Below are 13,470 nucleotides of genomic sequence, written 5' to 3'. Positions count from 1 at the left end.
GCAACTCCCTCAACCTTCCGAAAACCGTTCAACAACCTTCTGCAGGCTCGGCATCCGGAACTGGTCGACCGTGACACCAATGGGGCGTCCGATTGCTTCAATCGGCAGCGGTTCGGCGGATTCGATAGACGCACTGATAACGTCAACCAGCCCGCCCTGAGCCTGGGAGTTCACATACAGCGACGTAATGTGCCCGGTCTGTTCCTTGCCGTTGGGGAGCCGCAATATCACCTGCTGCCCTTCTTCGAGCTTTTCACCCTGATTAAACGGGAAGTTGGCAACAACGTGGGCGGACGAGTCCATCGGCGCCATAACCGCAAGCTGCTCACCCTTGCTCATGTACTGGTCTTCCGCCGGCCTCATGTTCACCACCTTGCAGTCACAGGGGCTGGTGATCGTTCCCCGAACCCGCTGGTCCAACAGCTCTTCGATCTGGCCGACGCTGTAGTTGCCCTCTCCAACCAGGTCATTCACATAAGACATCATGGGCGCGTCAAAAGTAGCGATAGCCTCGCCCGCCTTAACCTCCTGCCCAGGCTTGACCAGCGTTGTGACCTTTGCGTCTTTGGGAATCCGCAGGGGAATCTGCTCCGACGCCACCATGGCGGACTCCGCCTTGGTTACGAAGTAGATGTCCCACAGTTCGGAAACCACAAAGCTGATCGCAAACAGACCTATCAACATCACGATCAGGCTTCCGACCATGGCGCGAAGCTTGCCGAAGAATCCAAGGTCATTGCTGCCCTTGCCTTTGCGGGCCTTGGTGAAGTTTTCGCGGGACAGCGTGTTGAGCACATCGCCGGCGGAAACCACTTCACCGCTGAGGAATGCGGTAATGAGGTATCTCAGGGCGGAAACCTCCCGGGCTCCCAGATCCTGAAACTCACACCCACAGCGATCATTCATCGAATCGAAACTGCGCGGGACAAAGTTCACGTCAATGGCAAGATCAAAGCCGTCAACCTTGAACACCAGGCGACCCTTGTAGACCCGGCCCTGACGAAACGACTCCAGGCCCGTGTTGACACTGAACCCACCGGCCGAAAGATCGGCCACCGGAAAGTTGTGGGTTGAGCCACCAAGGTTTACAAACAGCTTGGCCGGAATTCTTACCCGGGCATACTGTCGCTGTGCCTCGGATTCATGGACAAACTGCGGTTCAATATCTGCCCTACTTGCTGCCATATTCATTGCTTTGATCCTTGTGTGTTGTCCCAACGATGATTGGTGTACATAAGAAAAACTCCCCTTGCGCTATACCAGCTTCATCACCACCGCCAGAAAGACACTGCCTGCGGATATCGTCATCACTCTTGACGACCAACGGTTCATGCGTTGTTGGAAAGACGCGTTGTTCGCGCTGAACCGGGTTTTCTGGCGTGTCCACGACTGTCGGTCGAGCCGGAAAAAGACATAGATTTTCACCAGCGAGCCGAAGATCTGGTTGAAATAGAGAATGCACGGATAGGCTGGCCCGACCGAGTGTCCGGTAGTGATAAGCAGCAACGTCAGCACCAAACGGGTAAGCCCGATCCAAAGCAGGTAGGCCACCAGCACAATACCGGAGTACTTGATGGACGCGACGATAGCCGCAGTCAGCCCCAGGATGCTGGTCCACATTGAAATGCGCTGGTCATAAAGCACGTACCAGGTAAACCATCCAAGGCGCCGGGGGCCAAGCTTGGTAGCCCGTGAATTCTGCCGCAGGGAGTTGCCATACCAGCGAAACATCAGCTGACGGGCAGAACGGATAAAGCTGGGGTCAGGTGGATGCTCCACTGTGCGAATCGTGGCGTCCGGCACATAGAAGGTGTCGTAGCCCAGGCGCATCATGCTGAACCAGCTGGACTTGTCATCGCCGGTCAGAAAGCGGAATTCGCCCAGCCGCCAGTGCTTCAGGGAGTCATACTCCACGTCGCTGATGAACTCCGGGCGCGTAACCACGCTGGCCCGGAATACCGACATGCGACCGGTGAGCGTCAAAACCCGATACGACAGCCCCATCGAGCACATATTCATGTGGCGCTGGGCGAACCTCAGCTTGTGCCATTCAGACATCAGATAGCTGCCGCGCACCTCGCAAAACTCGTTGGTGGTCAGCGCGCCGATGTTCGGCATCAACCGGAAGTAAGGGGCGGTTTTACGTACCACTCCGGGTTCCAGCACGGTATCGCCGTCCACCACGGCCACCACGGCATTCTCGTCAGGCAGATCCCGTGAAATGGCACGAAAGCCGTACGCCAGACCATCCCGCTTACCGGTCCCCGGAATGCGCACAATCTTGAGCCTGATGTGGCTGGGTGGGTCAAGCTTCCGCCACATTGCCCGCATGAGCATTTCATCGGAAAGCTCCACCACCGATGCCACCACCGTTGTCGGCCAACCACACTCAACCGCTTCGCGGATAATAGAGTTGTAAACCATGGCCGTGGTGTCGGCATCGATACGGAAACTGGTCACCATCAGATAGACATGGGACGGAGCGGCGTCTTCGCCCAACGCCTTTGCCCGGCGCCGAATCTTGGGGAATGCCCATTTAAGGAAATACATCGCACGCAAAAAGTGGATAAACCCAACGGAGTACCGCCAGATACCAATCACCCCGATGACCAGGAGGAAGTGGGCGCCGCCCCTCACCGTGTAGGTAGTGGGCAAAGAGATCGCCAACGCCCCGAGTACGGAGAGAAAAAGCAGCCAACCGCCTGTTCTGGACACTATGTTGTCTGAGATATAAGACATGCCGTCCGTTCCTGAAATAACATTCCGTGCGTTTTCTGAGCGTGACGCCCCGCCCCACCAGGGCACCAGGACGTCACGCATGGGGGTGAAGACCTACCAGCAGATGCCTTCCAGCACCTCGGTACTTGTGGTCTTCATGAAGCCCACAAGGTCAATCACCCGCTTGCCCTCAGGCACTTCCGAAATCACCGTTTCGAACAGCTCGTCGTTATTGCCGACCACGATCACGTCCGCGTGATCAATCACGCCACGCAGGTCGCTGTGCATCAGGTTCGAGAGGTGCGGAATCTTCTGGTTGATGTATTCGCGGTTGGCGCCGTGGGTGCGGGCGTAATCCACGTTGCGGTCGAAGATCTGCAGGTCATACCCCTTGCCAATCAGCATCTCGGCCAGCTCCACCAGCGGGCTTTCCCGCAGATCGTCGGTGTTGGACTTGAAGCTCAGGCCGAGCATGCTCACCTTGCGGCAGCCATAGCTGGTGAGGATCTTGAAGGCGTGGGCAACCTGCTCATTGTTGCTGCTCATGATGGAACTCAGCAGCGGGTGCTTCACGTCCATCTGATTGGCCCGATAGGTCAGTGCCCGCACGTCTTTGGGCAGGCAGGAACCGCCGAAGGCGAAGCCCGGACGCATGTAATAGCGTGAAATGTTCAGCTTCTTGTCCTGGCAGACAACGTCCATGACGTCCCGGCCGTCCACGCCCATCGACTTGGCAATATTGCCGATCTCGTTGGCGAAGCTGACTTTGGTCGCGTGCCAGATGTTGCAGGTGTACTTGATCATCTCAGCCACTTCGATGGGCTTACGGATGATGGGGGCATCAAGGTCCTGGTATATCCGCGCCAGGAACTCGCCGGAGCGTTCGTCGAGCTCACCAATGACCGTCATCGGAGGGTGGTCATAATCCTTGATCGCCGTGCTTTCCCGCAGGAATTCCGGGTTCACACACACACCGAAATCAACGCCGGCGCGTTTCCCGGACGCTTTCTCCAAAGCCGGGATGACCACCTCACGAACCGTTCCGGGCAGCACCGTGCTACGCACCGCTACCAAGTGCCAGTCACCCTTGTCCTTCAGGGCATTACCGATATCGCCGCACACTTTCTCGACAAACTGCAGATCAAGATCGCCATTTGGCTTGCTGGGCGTGCCCACGCAGATCATCGACAGCTCACTCTCCTGGACCGCGATGTGCCCGTCGGTAACGCCGTTGATGAATCCGTTCTCGCGCCCGCTCCGGAGCAGCTCCTCCAGCCCCGGCTCCACAATGGGAGACCTGCCGCTGTTGATCAGATCAATTTTGATGGGCGACACATCCACACCGACCACGTGATGCCCCCGCTGGGCCAGACTGGCGGTACACACCGCCCCGACATAACCCAAACCAAAAATACTGACTCGCATATCCTTTACTCCCCTGACTGTCATCCAGCGACTCCCACCCGGGAGCCGCCATGAATCCAACGACTGACTACTGGTTGACTGATGACACTCAAAAGGCTCGGTACAGCGACCCCGAAATCGGAAAAGAGGTTCTTTTTTGAACTTTTCCCCGCGACCGGTGTCTGATTACGAACAGGCAAGCTCAACAGAAAACGTTGCCCTGATGCGCCTTTTGAGTATCCAGTTTGAGTTGGGGGAACACGAAGACGGACAAATCACCGGCAAGCGATCTACGTCGTCCACAGCGTTCCAACAGCCAGAAAACTATCGTAACGAAACGTTAAATGCCTGTTACGAAAAGATAATTTCAACTATAGGCAAGGGATACATGTCTTGATTTTTGGTGTGCACAATTGGAATACAGGAAAGACCTAGTCGCCTGACAACGCAGAAGAAATGAAAAAGGAAATCATCAGAGCATGCACCGATAAGGTACATATGAGAGAAAGGAGTGCGCTTTTCTATTTCGTAATCGCAAAAAAATAAAAATCGATATTATAAAATCGAATCAAACGCGATTTTTTCGTATGGAACCCATTTGAATCTTTCGTCGTTATACAGGGTCGTATCGAGAAAAATACCGCTCAAAGACAGTGAAACTCAGCCGATCACCGACTGAGCTCCACCACTGAACCTCACCAAAGAGACGAGATTCGTGTTAACGCGCAGCTGCTTTATTTAGGCGCCATGCGCAGTGCACAGTCCAGGCGGATAACCTCACCGTTGAGGATCGGGTTGCGCACCATCTGATCCACCAACATGCCAAACTCTTCAGCCTTGCCCAATCGCTTGGGGAAAGGCAGCGTGGCCGCGAGACTGTCCTGCACCTCCTGTGGCATACCCGCCATCATTGGCGTCATAAAGATTCCCGGAGCAATAGTGTTGACCCGAATACCTTCCCGAGCAAGCTCGCGGGCGGCCTGAAGGGTCAGCGATACCACGCCACCCTTTGACGCACTGTAGGCTGCCTGGCCAATCTGCCCTTCATACGCCGCCACAGACGCCGTGTTGATAATCACACCCCGTTCGCCATCCGCATTGGGCTCCCGCTGGGCCATATCGGCCGCAGCAAGCCGCAGAATATTGAAGGAGCCAATCAGGTTGACCTGAACCACCTTGCTGAATGCCTCAAGCGGCATCACACCGTCCCGGCCCAGGATCTTTGCGGCCGGAGCAATACCCGCGCAGCTGACCGCCACGCCGCAGGGCCCATGCGCCTTACGGGCTTCGCTGAACGCAGCTTCCGCACTCTCAGAAGACGTCACGTCGCAGTAAATAAAGACGCCCCCAATGTCTTCCGCCACTTTTCTACCCTGCTCCTCCTGAACATCCAGAATCGCCACACGGCACCCAGCCGCCGCCAGGGCACGCGCTGAGCCCTCGCCCAAGCCGGATGCACCGCCTGTTACAATCGCTGCCACATTTTTGAATTCCATCATTCACTCCTGTTTCACATATCTGTTGGTTGAAATCGGGCCTTAAAAATACTTTACGTTTACGTAAACTTTATCTAACCTAAGTCTAAAAAGGAAATCTCTATGGACATCAAGAAAACTTACAGCATCAGCGAGCTGGCCAAAGAGTTCGACGTGACGACACGAAGCGTACGCTTCTACGAAGATCAGGGTCTACTGCACCCCACCCGGCGCGGCCAGACCCGGATCTTCAGCTCGAAGGACCGGGTGCGGCTGAAGCTGATCCTCCGGGGCAAACGCATGGGCTTTTCCCTGTCGGAAACCAAGGAGCTTTTTGACCTGTGGGACGAAACCCTCAGCGGCAACGAGAAACAGCTCCTGCTGATGCTGGACACCCTGGCTCGCAAACGGGCGCAACTGGAGCAACAGAAAAACGACATTGCCCAGGCAGAAATGGAAATGGACACCGCAGAAGCAAGATGCCGCGAGGCGCTTGCTGACCTGCAACAACGAAAGCGTAAACAGACAAAGGCCACCACCAAAGAGCCTGAGTCCACCGAGCAGAAATAACAGCAAGATTAAAAGGTAGCCAACCATGAAATCACAATACTCAGAGTTCAACTTCGGCCTCGGCGAGACCCTGGACATGCTGCGCGAGCAGATCAACGGCTTTGCCGCCAGTGAAATCGCCCCCCGCGCCGAAGCCATCGACCATGACAACCTGTTCCCCAACGACCTGTGGAAAAAGTTCGGTGACATGGGCCTGCTGGGTATTACCGTTGACGAAGCCTACGGCGGCTCCGGCATGGGCTACCTCGCACACGTCATCGCCATGGAGGAAATCAGCCGTGCCTCTGCATCCGTGGGACTCTCTTACGGCGCGCACTCCAACCTGTGCGTTAACCAGATCAACCGCAACGGCTCCGACGAGCAGAAAGCAAAGTACCTGCCCAAGCTCATCAGCGGTGAACACATCGGCGCCCTGGCCATGTCCGAACCCAACGCCGGTTCCGACGTCGTCTCCATGAAACTCAGCGCCAAAGACGCCGGCGACCACTATGTGCTCAACGGCAGCAAAATGTGGATCACCAACGGCCCCGACGCCCACGTCTATGTGATCTACGCCAAAACCGATCCGTCTGCCGGCCCGCGCGGCATCACCGCCTTCATTGTGGAACGCGACACCCCGGGATTCAGCCAGGCCCAGAAGCTCGACAAACTCGGCATGCGCGGCTCCAACACCTGTGAGCTGGTGTTCGAAGACGCCAAGGTACCCAAGGAAAACGTCATGGGCGGCGAAGGCAACGGCGCCAAAGTCCTGATGAGCGGCCTCGACTACGAACGCCTCGTCCTCTCCGGCGGCCCGCTGGGCATCATGCAAGCCGCCATGGACGTGGTCGTACCCTACATCCGCGAGCGCAAGCAGTTCGGCCAGGCCATCGGTGAATTCGAGCTGGTGCAGGGCAAAGTGGCTGACATGTACACCTGGATGAACACCGCCAAGTCCTACGTCTACATGGTCGCCATGTCCGCCGACCGCGGCAACACCACCCGCAAAGACGCCGCCGGCGCGATCCTCTACTCCGCCGAAATGGCCACCAAGCTGGCCCTCGACGCCATCCAGTTGCTGGGCGGTAACGGCTACATCAACGAGTACCCGACAGGCCGTTTGCTGCGGGACGCCAAGCTGTATGAAATCGGCGCTGGCACGTCCGAAATCCGCCGGATGCTGATCGGTCGCGAGCTGTACCTGAACAACTGATAAAGCAGCTCAAAGCCACTGGTCCTTACAGCTTTAAAGAGGCCAGCACCCAAAGTATGACGAGGGACTGGCGGGGTGTCTTTCCGGGAATGTCTCCGGCCATGGATGGCCGGAGTCAAGCGCACATGGATGTGCTCGTAGCGTGTCCCGGAAAGACACCCTGTCAGTCCCGAAGCCCCGTAACTCGAGGCCAGGAAAATGACGATACTGCAAAGCAAAGTTAACCCAAGGTCCGAAGAATTCCAGGCGAACCAGGAATCCATGGCCAAGGCCGTGGCCGACCTGCGGGACAAAGTGACCACCATCCAGCAAGGCGGCGGCCCCTCCTACCAGGAACGCCACATCGCCCGCGGCAAACTGCTCCCCCGGGAGCGCATCAACCGCCTGCTGGACGACGGTTCCCCCTTCCTGGAAGTCGGCCAGTTCGCCGCCTACAACGTCTACGATGAAGAAGTCCCGGCCGCAGGCGTCGTCGCCGGCGTCGGCCGCGTCTCCGGCACCGAATGCATGATCATCGCCAACGACGCCACCGTTAAAGGCGGCAGCTACTACCCGCTCACGGTCAAGAAACACCTGCGCGCCCAGGAAATCGCCCTGCAGAACCGCCTGCCCTGCATCTACCTGGTCGACTCCGGCGGCGCCAACCTGCCACGACAGGACGACGTCTTCCCGGACCGCGACCACTTCGGCCGCATCTTCTACAACCAGGCCCGCATGTCTGCCGATGACATCCCCCAGATCGCCGTCGTCATGGGCCTGTGCACCGCCGGCGGTGCCTACGTACCCGCCATGGCCGACGAATCCATCATCGTACGCAACCAGGGCACCATCTTCCTGGCCGGCCCGCCACTGGTGAAAGCTGCTACCGGTGAAGTCGTCAGCGCCGAAGACCTGGGCGGCGCCGACGTGCACTGCAAAGTCTCCGGGGTGGCCGATCATTACGCCGAGAACGACGCCCACGCCCTGGAAATCGCCCGTCGCTGCATCTCCAATCTCAACCGCCGCAAACCGGCCGACGTGGAGATCCGCAAACCCAAGGCACCGCTGTACAACGCCGAAGAAATCTACGGCATTGTCGGCACCGACCTGCGTAAACAGTTCGACGTGCGCGACGTCATCGCCCGCATCGTCGACGGCTCCGAATTCGACGAATTCAAACGCTACTACGGCCAGACCCTGGTGACCGGTTTTGCCCATATCCACGGCTACCCGGTGGGCATCATCGCCAACAACGGCATCCTGTTCAGCGAGTCTGCCCAGAAAGGCGCGCACTTCATTGAGCTGTGCTGCCAGCGCAACATCCCGTTGCTGTTCCTGCAGAACATCACCGGCTTCATGGTGGGCCAGAAGCACGAATCCGAAGGCATCGCCAAGCACGGCGCCAAGATGGTCATGGCCGTGGCCTGCGCCGAGGTGCCCAAGATCACCGTACTGATCGGCGGCAGCTTTGGCGCCGGCAACTACGGCATGTGCGGCCGCGCCTACAGCCCCGATTTCCTGTGGATGTGGCCCAACGCCCGCATCTCCGTGATGGGCGGCGAACAGGCCGCCGGCGTACTCGCCACCGTCAAGCGTGAAGGCATGGAGCGCAAAGGCCAGGAATGGAGCAGCGAGGAAGAGGCTGAGTTCAAGAAGCCCATCGTCGACTCCTACGAACACCAGGGCCACCCCTACTACGCCAGCGCGCGGCTGTGGGACGACGGCGTGATCGACCCGGCCCAGACCCGGGAAGTGGTTGCCCTCAGCCTGTCCGCCACCCTTAACCGCCCGGCCAAGCCAACACGCTTCGGCGTGTTCCGGATGTAATCGGGGAGACTGACATGACAGACAACGAATCCGCAGTCCTGCTCAGACACCGGTCCGACGGCATTGCCGAGGTGGTTCTCAACCGCCCGGACAAGCGCAACGCCTTCGACGACGTGATCATCCAGCAGCTGATTACTGCGCTTGAGAACGTCGACGCTGACAACAACGTGAAGGTCGTCATCCTGCGCTCCGAAGGCAAACACTTCTCCGCCGGGGCGGACCTGGGCTGGATGCGCCGCATGGCGGACAACAGCCGCCAGGAAAACCTGGACGACTCGCGGGAACTGGCGCGGCTGATGAACGTGCTCAACCACCTGTCCAAGCCGGTGATCGGCCTGGTGCAGGGCGCCGCCTTCGGTGGTGCTGTCGGCCTGGTCGCCTGCTGCGACATCGTGTTGGCCACCGACAAGGCCAGCTTCTGCCTGAGCGAAGTGAAACTCGGCCTGATCCCCGCTGTGATCAGCCCTTACGTGGTACGCGCCATTGGCGAGCGCCAGGCCCGCCGTTACTTCCTGTCTGCCGAAGTGTTTACCGCAACGCAGGCGCAGGAATACGGCTTGGTGCACATCGTCTGTGACGATGTTGAGGCCATGGACGCACGCTGTAACGAGATGCTGCAGCAACTGGCCATCAACGGCCCAGAAGCCATGAAAGCGGCTAAAGATCTGGTGTTTGCCGTCAGCCACAAGCCGATCAGCGCCGATGTGATCGACGATACCGCACAACGCATTGCCGACATCCGGGTGGGTGCCGAAGGGCAGGAGGGACTTGGTGCCTTCCTGAACAAACGCAAGGCCAACTGGGTTCCGGAGGAAGAATAACCATGTTCAGCAAAATCCTGATCGCCAACCGGGGCGAAATCGCCTGCCGGATCATACAGACCGCCCACCGCATGGGCATTCGCGTTGTCGCTGTCTACTCGGACGCCGACGCCGACGCGCGCCATGTCGCCATGGCTGACGAAGCCTTCAACATCGGCCCCGCAGCCAGCTCCGAGAGCTATCTGAAAGCCGACAAGATCATTGAGGTGGCGAAAGAAAGCGGCGCCCAGGCAGTGCATCCGGGCTACGGGTTCCTCTCCGAGAACACCCAGTTCGCCGAAGCCTGCGAAGCCAACAACATCGTGTTCATTGGCCCGCCCTCCTCCGCTATCGCGGCCATGGGTTCCAAGTCCGCCGCCAAGGCCATTATGGAAAAAGCCGGTGTGCCGCTGGTGCCCGGTTACCACGGTGACGACCAGTCGCCGGAGACCCTGCGCAAAGAAGCCGAGAAGTGCGGCTTCCCGCTGCTGCTGAAAGCCGTCGCCGGCGGCGGTGGTAAAGGCATGCGCGTGGTCGAGCGCATGGAAGACTTCGACGACGCCCTGGCAGCGGCCAAACGGGAATCGAAGAACGCCTTCGGCAACCCCGACATGCTCATCGAACGCTACCTGACCCAGCCACGCCACGTGGAAATTCAGGTGTTCTGCGACAAGAGCGGCAAAGGCGTCTACCTGGCCGAGCGCGACTGTTCGGTTCAGCGCCGCCATCAGAAAGTATTGGAAGAAGCCCCCGCTCCCGGCCTGAGCGACGACACCCGCAAAGCCATGGGCGAGGCGGCCGTCAAAGCTGCCCAGGCCATCAACTATGTGGGCGCTGGCACGGTGGAATTCCTCTACGACGTGGACGGTTCTTTCTTCTTTATGGAGATGAACACCCGCCTGCAGGTGGAGCATCCCGTGACGGAGATGGTCACCGGCCAGGACCTGGTGGAATGGCAGTTGAAAGTCGCCTGGGGCGATGCGCTGCCGCTGGAACAGGCCCAGGTGAAAACCCGGGGCCACGCCCTGGAAGCGCGCATCTACGCCGAAGACCCGGACCAGGACTTCCTGCCCGCCACCGGCAACCTGCGCTACCTGAGCACGCCCGATGAAAGCGCCCATGTACGGGTGGATACTGGCGTCACCGAAGGCGACGACATCAGCATCCACTACGACCCGATGATCGCCAAACTGATCGTGTGGGACGAAACCCGAGACCAGGCCATCAACCGCATGGTGCAGGCTCTGGAGCACTACCGCATTGCCGGCGTGAAGACCAACATCCGTTTCCTCCACGCCCTGGCCGACGCCCAGCCGTTCCGGGAAGCGGATCTGACCACCGGCTTTATCGAGGACCATCGCGAACTGCTGTTCCCGAAATCCCGACTGGACACCCACAAAGCCCTGGTACTGGCCGCCGGCTTCGTGCTGGAACAGCGCAAGTCCCGGGAAGTGATCAGCACCGATCCCTGGTCCCCGTTTGGCCGCCAGAACAGTTGGCGCATGAACTCGGAATACGCCCAGCCCCTGCAACTGCAGGTGGGTGAGGATATCCACGAACTCAAAGTGCTGGAACGGGACGACCGCTATCAGGTTTTTGTTGGTGACAGTGTCTACAACCTGACGGCGAAGCTGGACGACGACTACCTGCAGGCGGTCATCAACGGCCACCGCATCAGCGTTCACGGCAACCTGCACAACGATCAGTTGGTGCTCTTCTACGAAGGTGACACCTTCCAGTGCGTCCTCTACCGCGAAACCTACGGCTTCGAGGAAATGGCCGGTGAAGGCAGCCTGGCCGCGCCCATGAACGGTGCCATCGTGGCGGTACAGACCAAGGTAGGCGACACCGTGACCGCCGGCCAGAGCCTGGTGATCATGGAAGCCATGAAAATGGAGCACGCCATCAAGGCCCCGGCCGACGGTGTGGTGACCGACATCTTCTTCGCCGAAGGCGATCAGGTGTCCGAAGGCGCTGAACTGATCGCCATCGAAGTCACCGACGACGAGGAGGCAAGCTAATGGCCTTTCCGACCCAGGTAAGACTGGTTGAAATGAGCCCCCGGGACGGCCTTCAGAACGAACCCGGCCCGGTGATCGACACCGCCATCAAGACCGGCCTGATCGACCGGCTGGCCGACTGTGGCCTCAACCACATCGAATCCGCCAGCTTCGTGTCCCCGAAATGGGTGCCCCAGATGGGTGACGCCGCCGAGGTGATGGCTGGCATCAAGCGTAAAGCCGGTGTGCGCTACTCCGTGCTCACCCCCAACCTCAGGGGCTTCGAAAACGCCCTGGCGGCCGGGGTGGATGAAGTCGCCGTGTTCGGGGCTGCGTCGGAATCGTTCAGCCAGAAAAACATTAACTGCTCCATCGCCGAAAGCCTTGAACGCTTCCTGCCGGTGATGGAAGCGGCCAAACAGCACCACATCCCGGTGCGGGGTTACGTCTCCACCGTGCTCGGCTGCCCCTACGAGGGCGACATCGCCCCCGAGCAGGTGGCCAAAGTCGCCAAGGCCCTGGCCGAACTCGGCTGCTACGAAATCTCCCTGGGCGACACCATCGGCGTGGGCACCCCTTTGAAAGCCAAGCGCATGCTCGAAGCCGTTGCCGCCGAAGTGCCCATCGAAAAGCTGGCCGCCCACTTCCACGACACCTACGGCCAAGCACTGGCCAATCTGTACGCGGTGCTGGAAGAAGGCATCTCGGTGATTGATGCGTCTGTTGCCGGCCTCGGCGGCTGCCCTTACGCCAAGGGCGCCTCCGGCAACGTCGCCACGGAAGACGTGCTATACCTTCTGAACGGATTGGGCATCAAGACCGGCGTCGATCTGGACAAACTGGTCACCACCGGCGAGTGGATCAGTGGACAACTCAAACGCCATAACGGCTCAAAAGTCGGCCAAGCTCTCGGAGGAAACTGCTCATGAGCCATCACAACAACGTCGTCGCCCTGGATCTCCCGATCCCCGAGATCAAGGACATGCCGGAAGACACCCAGAAGTACTTCCAGATCTGCCAGGAAAAACTCGGCATGATCCCCAATGTTCTGACCGCGTACAGCCAGAACCTGAAGCAGCTTGAGGGCTTTACCCGGCTCTACAACGAACTGATGCTCGGCGAAGGCGAACTCAGCAAACTGGAACGCGAGATGGTCGCTGTTGTGGTGTCCTCCGAAAACAAGTGCTTCTACTGCCTGGTGGCCCACGGTGCTGCCGTGCGGGTGCTGAGTGGCGACCCCGTGCTGGGCGAACACATGGTGATGAACTACCGCAGCGCCAAACTCGACAAGCGCCAGCGCGCCATGCTCGATTTCGCATCGCACCTCACCCGCTCCCCGGCCACCGTTACCGAAGAGCACACCCAGGCCCTGCGGGACGCAGGCCTCAGCGACAGTGCCATCTGGGACCTGAGCAACCTGATCGGTTTCTACAACATGTCCAATCGCGTGGCCATCGCCAGCGATATGCAACCGAACCCTGAGTATCACAGCCAGAGTCGCTAGC

At 59.1% G+C, this 13,470-nt stretch carries 11 protein-coding genes; 7 read left to right on the top strand and 4 right to left on the bottom strand.

From position 1 onward, the window contains the following. Positions 1 to 9 precede the first annotated feature (9 nt). The 4 genes from ACTRWH_RS05175 to ACTRWH_RS05160 form a co-directional block, all read right to left on the bottom strand. Complete coding sequence (locus tag ACTRWH_RS05175; protein ID WP_051946516.1) at positions 10 to 1,191, bottom strand: PilZ domain-containing protein; 1,182 nt, start codon at positions 1,189 to 1,191, stop codon at positions 10 to 12. A gap of 63 nt (positions 1,192 to 1,254) precedes the next feature. After that, on the bottom strand, positions 1,255 to 2,739 hold the full coding sequence (locus tag ACTRWH_RS05170) for a glycosyltransferase family 2 protein (protein ID WP_041334401.1): 1,485 nt from the start codon (positions 2,737 to 2,739) through the stop codon (positions 1,255 to 1,257). Positions 2,740 to 2,832: 93 nt separating this feature from the next. Next, on the bottom strand, positions 2,833 to 4,143 hold the full coding sequence (locus ACTRWH_RS05165; RefSeq protein WP_007153314.1) for a nucleotide sugar dehydrogenase: 1,311 nt from the start codon (positions 4,141 to 4,143) through the stop codon (positions 2,833 to 2,835). 713 nt (positions 4,144 to 4,856) lie between these two features. After that, positions 4,857 to 5,618, bottom strand: a complete 762-nt coding sequence (locus ACTRWH_RS05160; protein WP_007153315.1) for an SDR family NAD(P)-dependent oxidoreductase — start codon at positions 5,616 to 5,618, stop codon at positions 4,857 to 4,859. Between the two features lie 102 nt (positions 5,619 to 5,720). Here ACTRWH_RS05160 and ACTRWH_RS05155 point away from each other — a divergent pair, with 102 nt between their 5' ends. The 7 genes from ACTRWH_RS05155 to ACTRWH_RS05125 all read left to right on the top strand — a co-directional run bounded on the left by ACTRWH_RS05155 (position 5,721) and on the right by ACTRWH_RS05125 (position 13,469). Further along, positions 5,721 to 6,167, top strand: a complete 447-nt coding sequence (locus tag ACTRWH_RS05155; RefSeq protein ID WP_127402279.1) for a MerR family transcriptional regulator — start codon at positions 5,721 to 5,723, stop codon at positions 6,165 to 6,167. Positions 6,168 to 6,192: 25 nt separating this feature from the next. Further along, positions 6,193 to 7,359, top strand: a complete 1,167-nt coding sequence (locus ACTRWH_RS05150; protein ID WP_462826037.1) for an acyl-CoA dehydrogenase family protein — start codon at positions 6,193 to 6,195, stop codon at positions 7,357 to 7,359. A gap of 198 nt (positions 7,360 to 7,557) precedes the next feature. Further along, positions 7,558 to 9,165: a carboxyl transferase domain-containing protein gene (locus ACTRWH_RS05145; RefSeq protein WP_126810722.1), complete on the top strand. Its 1,608-nt coding sequence runs from the start codon at positions 7,558 to 7,560 to the stop codon at positions 9,163 to 9,165. 14 nt (positions 9,166 to 9,179) lie between these two features. After that, positions 9,180 to 9,986, top strand: coding sequence for an enoyl-CoA hydratase-related protein (locus ACTRWH_RS05140; RefSeq protein ID WP_462826036.1), 807 nt, complete (start codon positions 9,180 to 9,182; stop codon positions 9,984 to 9,986). 2 nt (positions 9,987 to 9,988) lie between these two features. Beyond that, positions 9,989 to 11,986 carry an acetyl-CoA carboxylase biotin carboxylase subunit gene (locus tag ACTRWH_RS05135; protein WP_462826035.1) on the top strand — a complete coding sequence of 666 codons (1,998 nt, stop codon included), beginning with the start codon at positions 9,989 to 9,991 and terminating at the stop codon, positions 11,984 to 11,986. Continuing rightward, positions 11,986 to 12,894 carry a hydroxymethylglutaryl-CoA lyase gene (locus ACTRWH_RS05130; RefSeq protein ID WP_075195368.1) on the top strand — a complete coding sequence of 303 codons (909 nt, stop codon included), beginning with the start codon at positions 11,986 to 11,988 and terminating at the stop codon, positions 12,892 to 12,894. Before ACTRWH_RS05135 ends, ACTRWH_RS05130 begins: the two co-directional genes overlap by 1 nt. Continuing rightward, on the top strand, positions 12,891 to 13,469 hold the full coding sequence (locus tag ACTRWH_RS05125; protein ID WP_462826034.1) for a peroxidase-related enzyme: 579 nt from the start codon (positions 12,891 to 12,893) through the stop codon (positions 13,467 to 13,469). The genes ACTRWH_RS05130 and ACTRWH_RS05125 overlap by 4 nt, the downstream gene beginning before the upstream one ends. Position 13,470: the final 1 nt, after the last annotated feature.

The sequence above is a fragment of the Marinobacter sp. G5_S1_61_S3 genome, assembly GCF_054968585.1.
Note: the sequence above shows the minus strand (reverse complement) of the source record. Positions and strands in the feature narration are given on the sequence as shown.

What these genes read in the sequence shown, in the direction of transcription:
- ACTRWH_RS05175 (WP_051946516.1), bottom strand. Translation starts at nt 1,191, where the DNA reads ATGAATATGGCAGCAAGTAGGGCAGATATTGAACCGCAGTTTGTCCAT.
- ACTRWH_RS05170 (WP_041334401.1), bottom strand. Translation starts at nt 2,739, where the DNA reads ATGTCTTATATCTCAGACAACATAGTGTCCAGAACAGGCGGTTGGCTG.
- ACTRWH_RS05165 (WP_007153314.1), bottom strand. Translation starts at nt 4,143, where the DNA reads ATGCGAGTCAGTATTTTTGGTTTGGGTTATGTCGGGGCGGTGTGTACC.
- ACTRWH_RS05160 (WP_007153315.1), bottom strand. Translation starts at nt 5,618, where the DNA reads ATGGAATTCAAAAATGTGGCAGCGATTGTAACAGGCGGTGCATCCGGC.
- ACTRWH_RS05155 (WP_127402279.1), top strand. Translation starts at nt 5,721, where the DNA reads ATGGACATCAAGAAAACTTACAGCATCAGCGAGCTGGCCAAAGAGTTC.
- ACTRWH_RS05150 (WP_462826037.1), top strand. Translation starts at nt 6,193, where the DNA reads ATGAAATCACAATACTCAGAGTTCAACTTCGGCCTCGGCGAGACCCTG.
- ACTRWH_RS05145 (WP_126810722.1), top strand. Translation starts at nt 7,558, where the DNA reads ATGACGATACTGCAAAGCAAAGTTAACCCAAGGTCCGAAGAATTCCAG.
- ACTRWH_RS05140 (WP_462826036.1), top strand. Translation starts at nt 9,180, where the DNA reads ATGACAGACAACGAATCCGCAGTCCTGCTCAGACACCGGTCCGACGGC.
- ACTRWH_RS05135 (WP_462826035.1), top strand. Translation starts at nt 9,989, where the DNA reads ATGTTCAGCAAAATCCTGATCGCCAACCGGGGCGAAATCGCCTGCCGG.
- ACTRWH_RS05130 (WP_075195368.1), top strand. Translation starts at nt 11,986, where the DNA reads ATGGCCTTTCCGACCCAGGTAAGACTGGTTGAAATGAGCCCCCGGGAC.
- ACTRWH_RS05125 (WP_462826034.1), top strand. Translation starts at nt 12,891, where the DNA reads ATGAGCCATCACAACAACGTCGTCGCCCTGGATCTCCCGATCCCCGAG.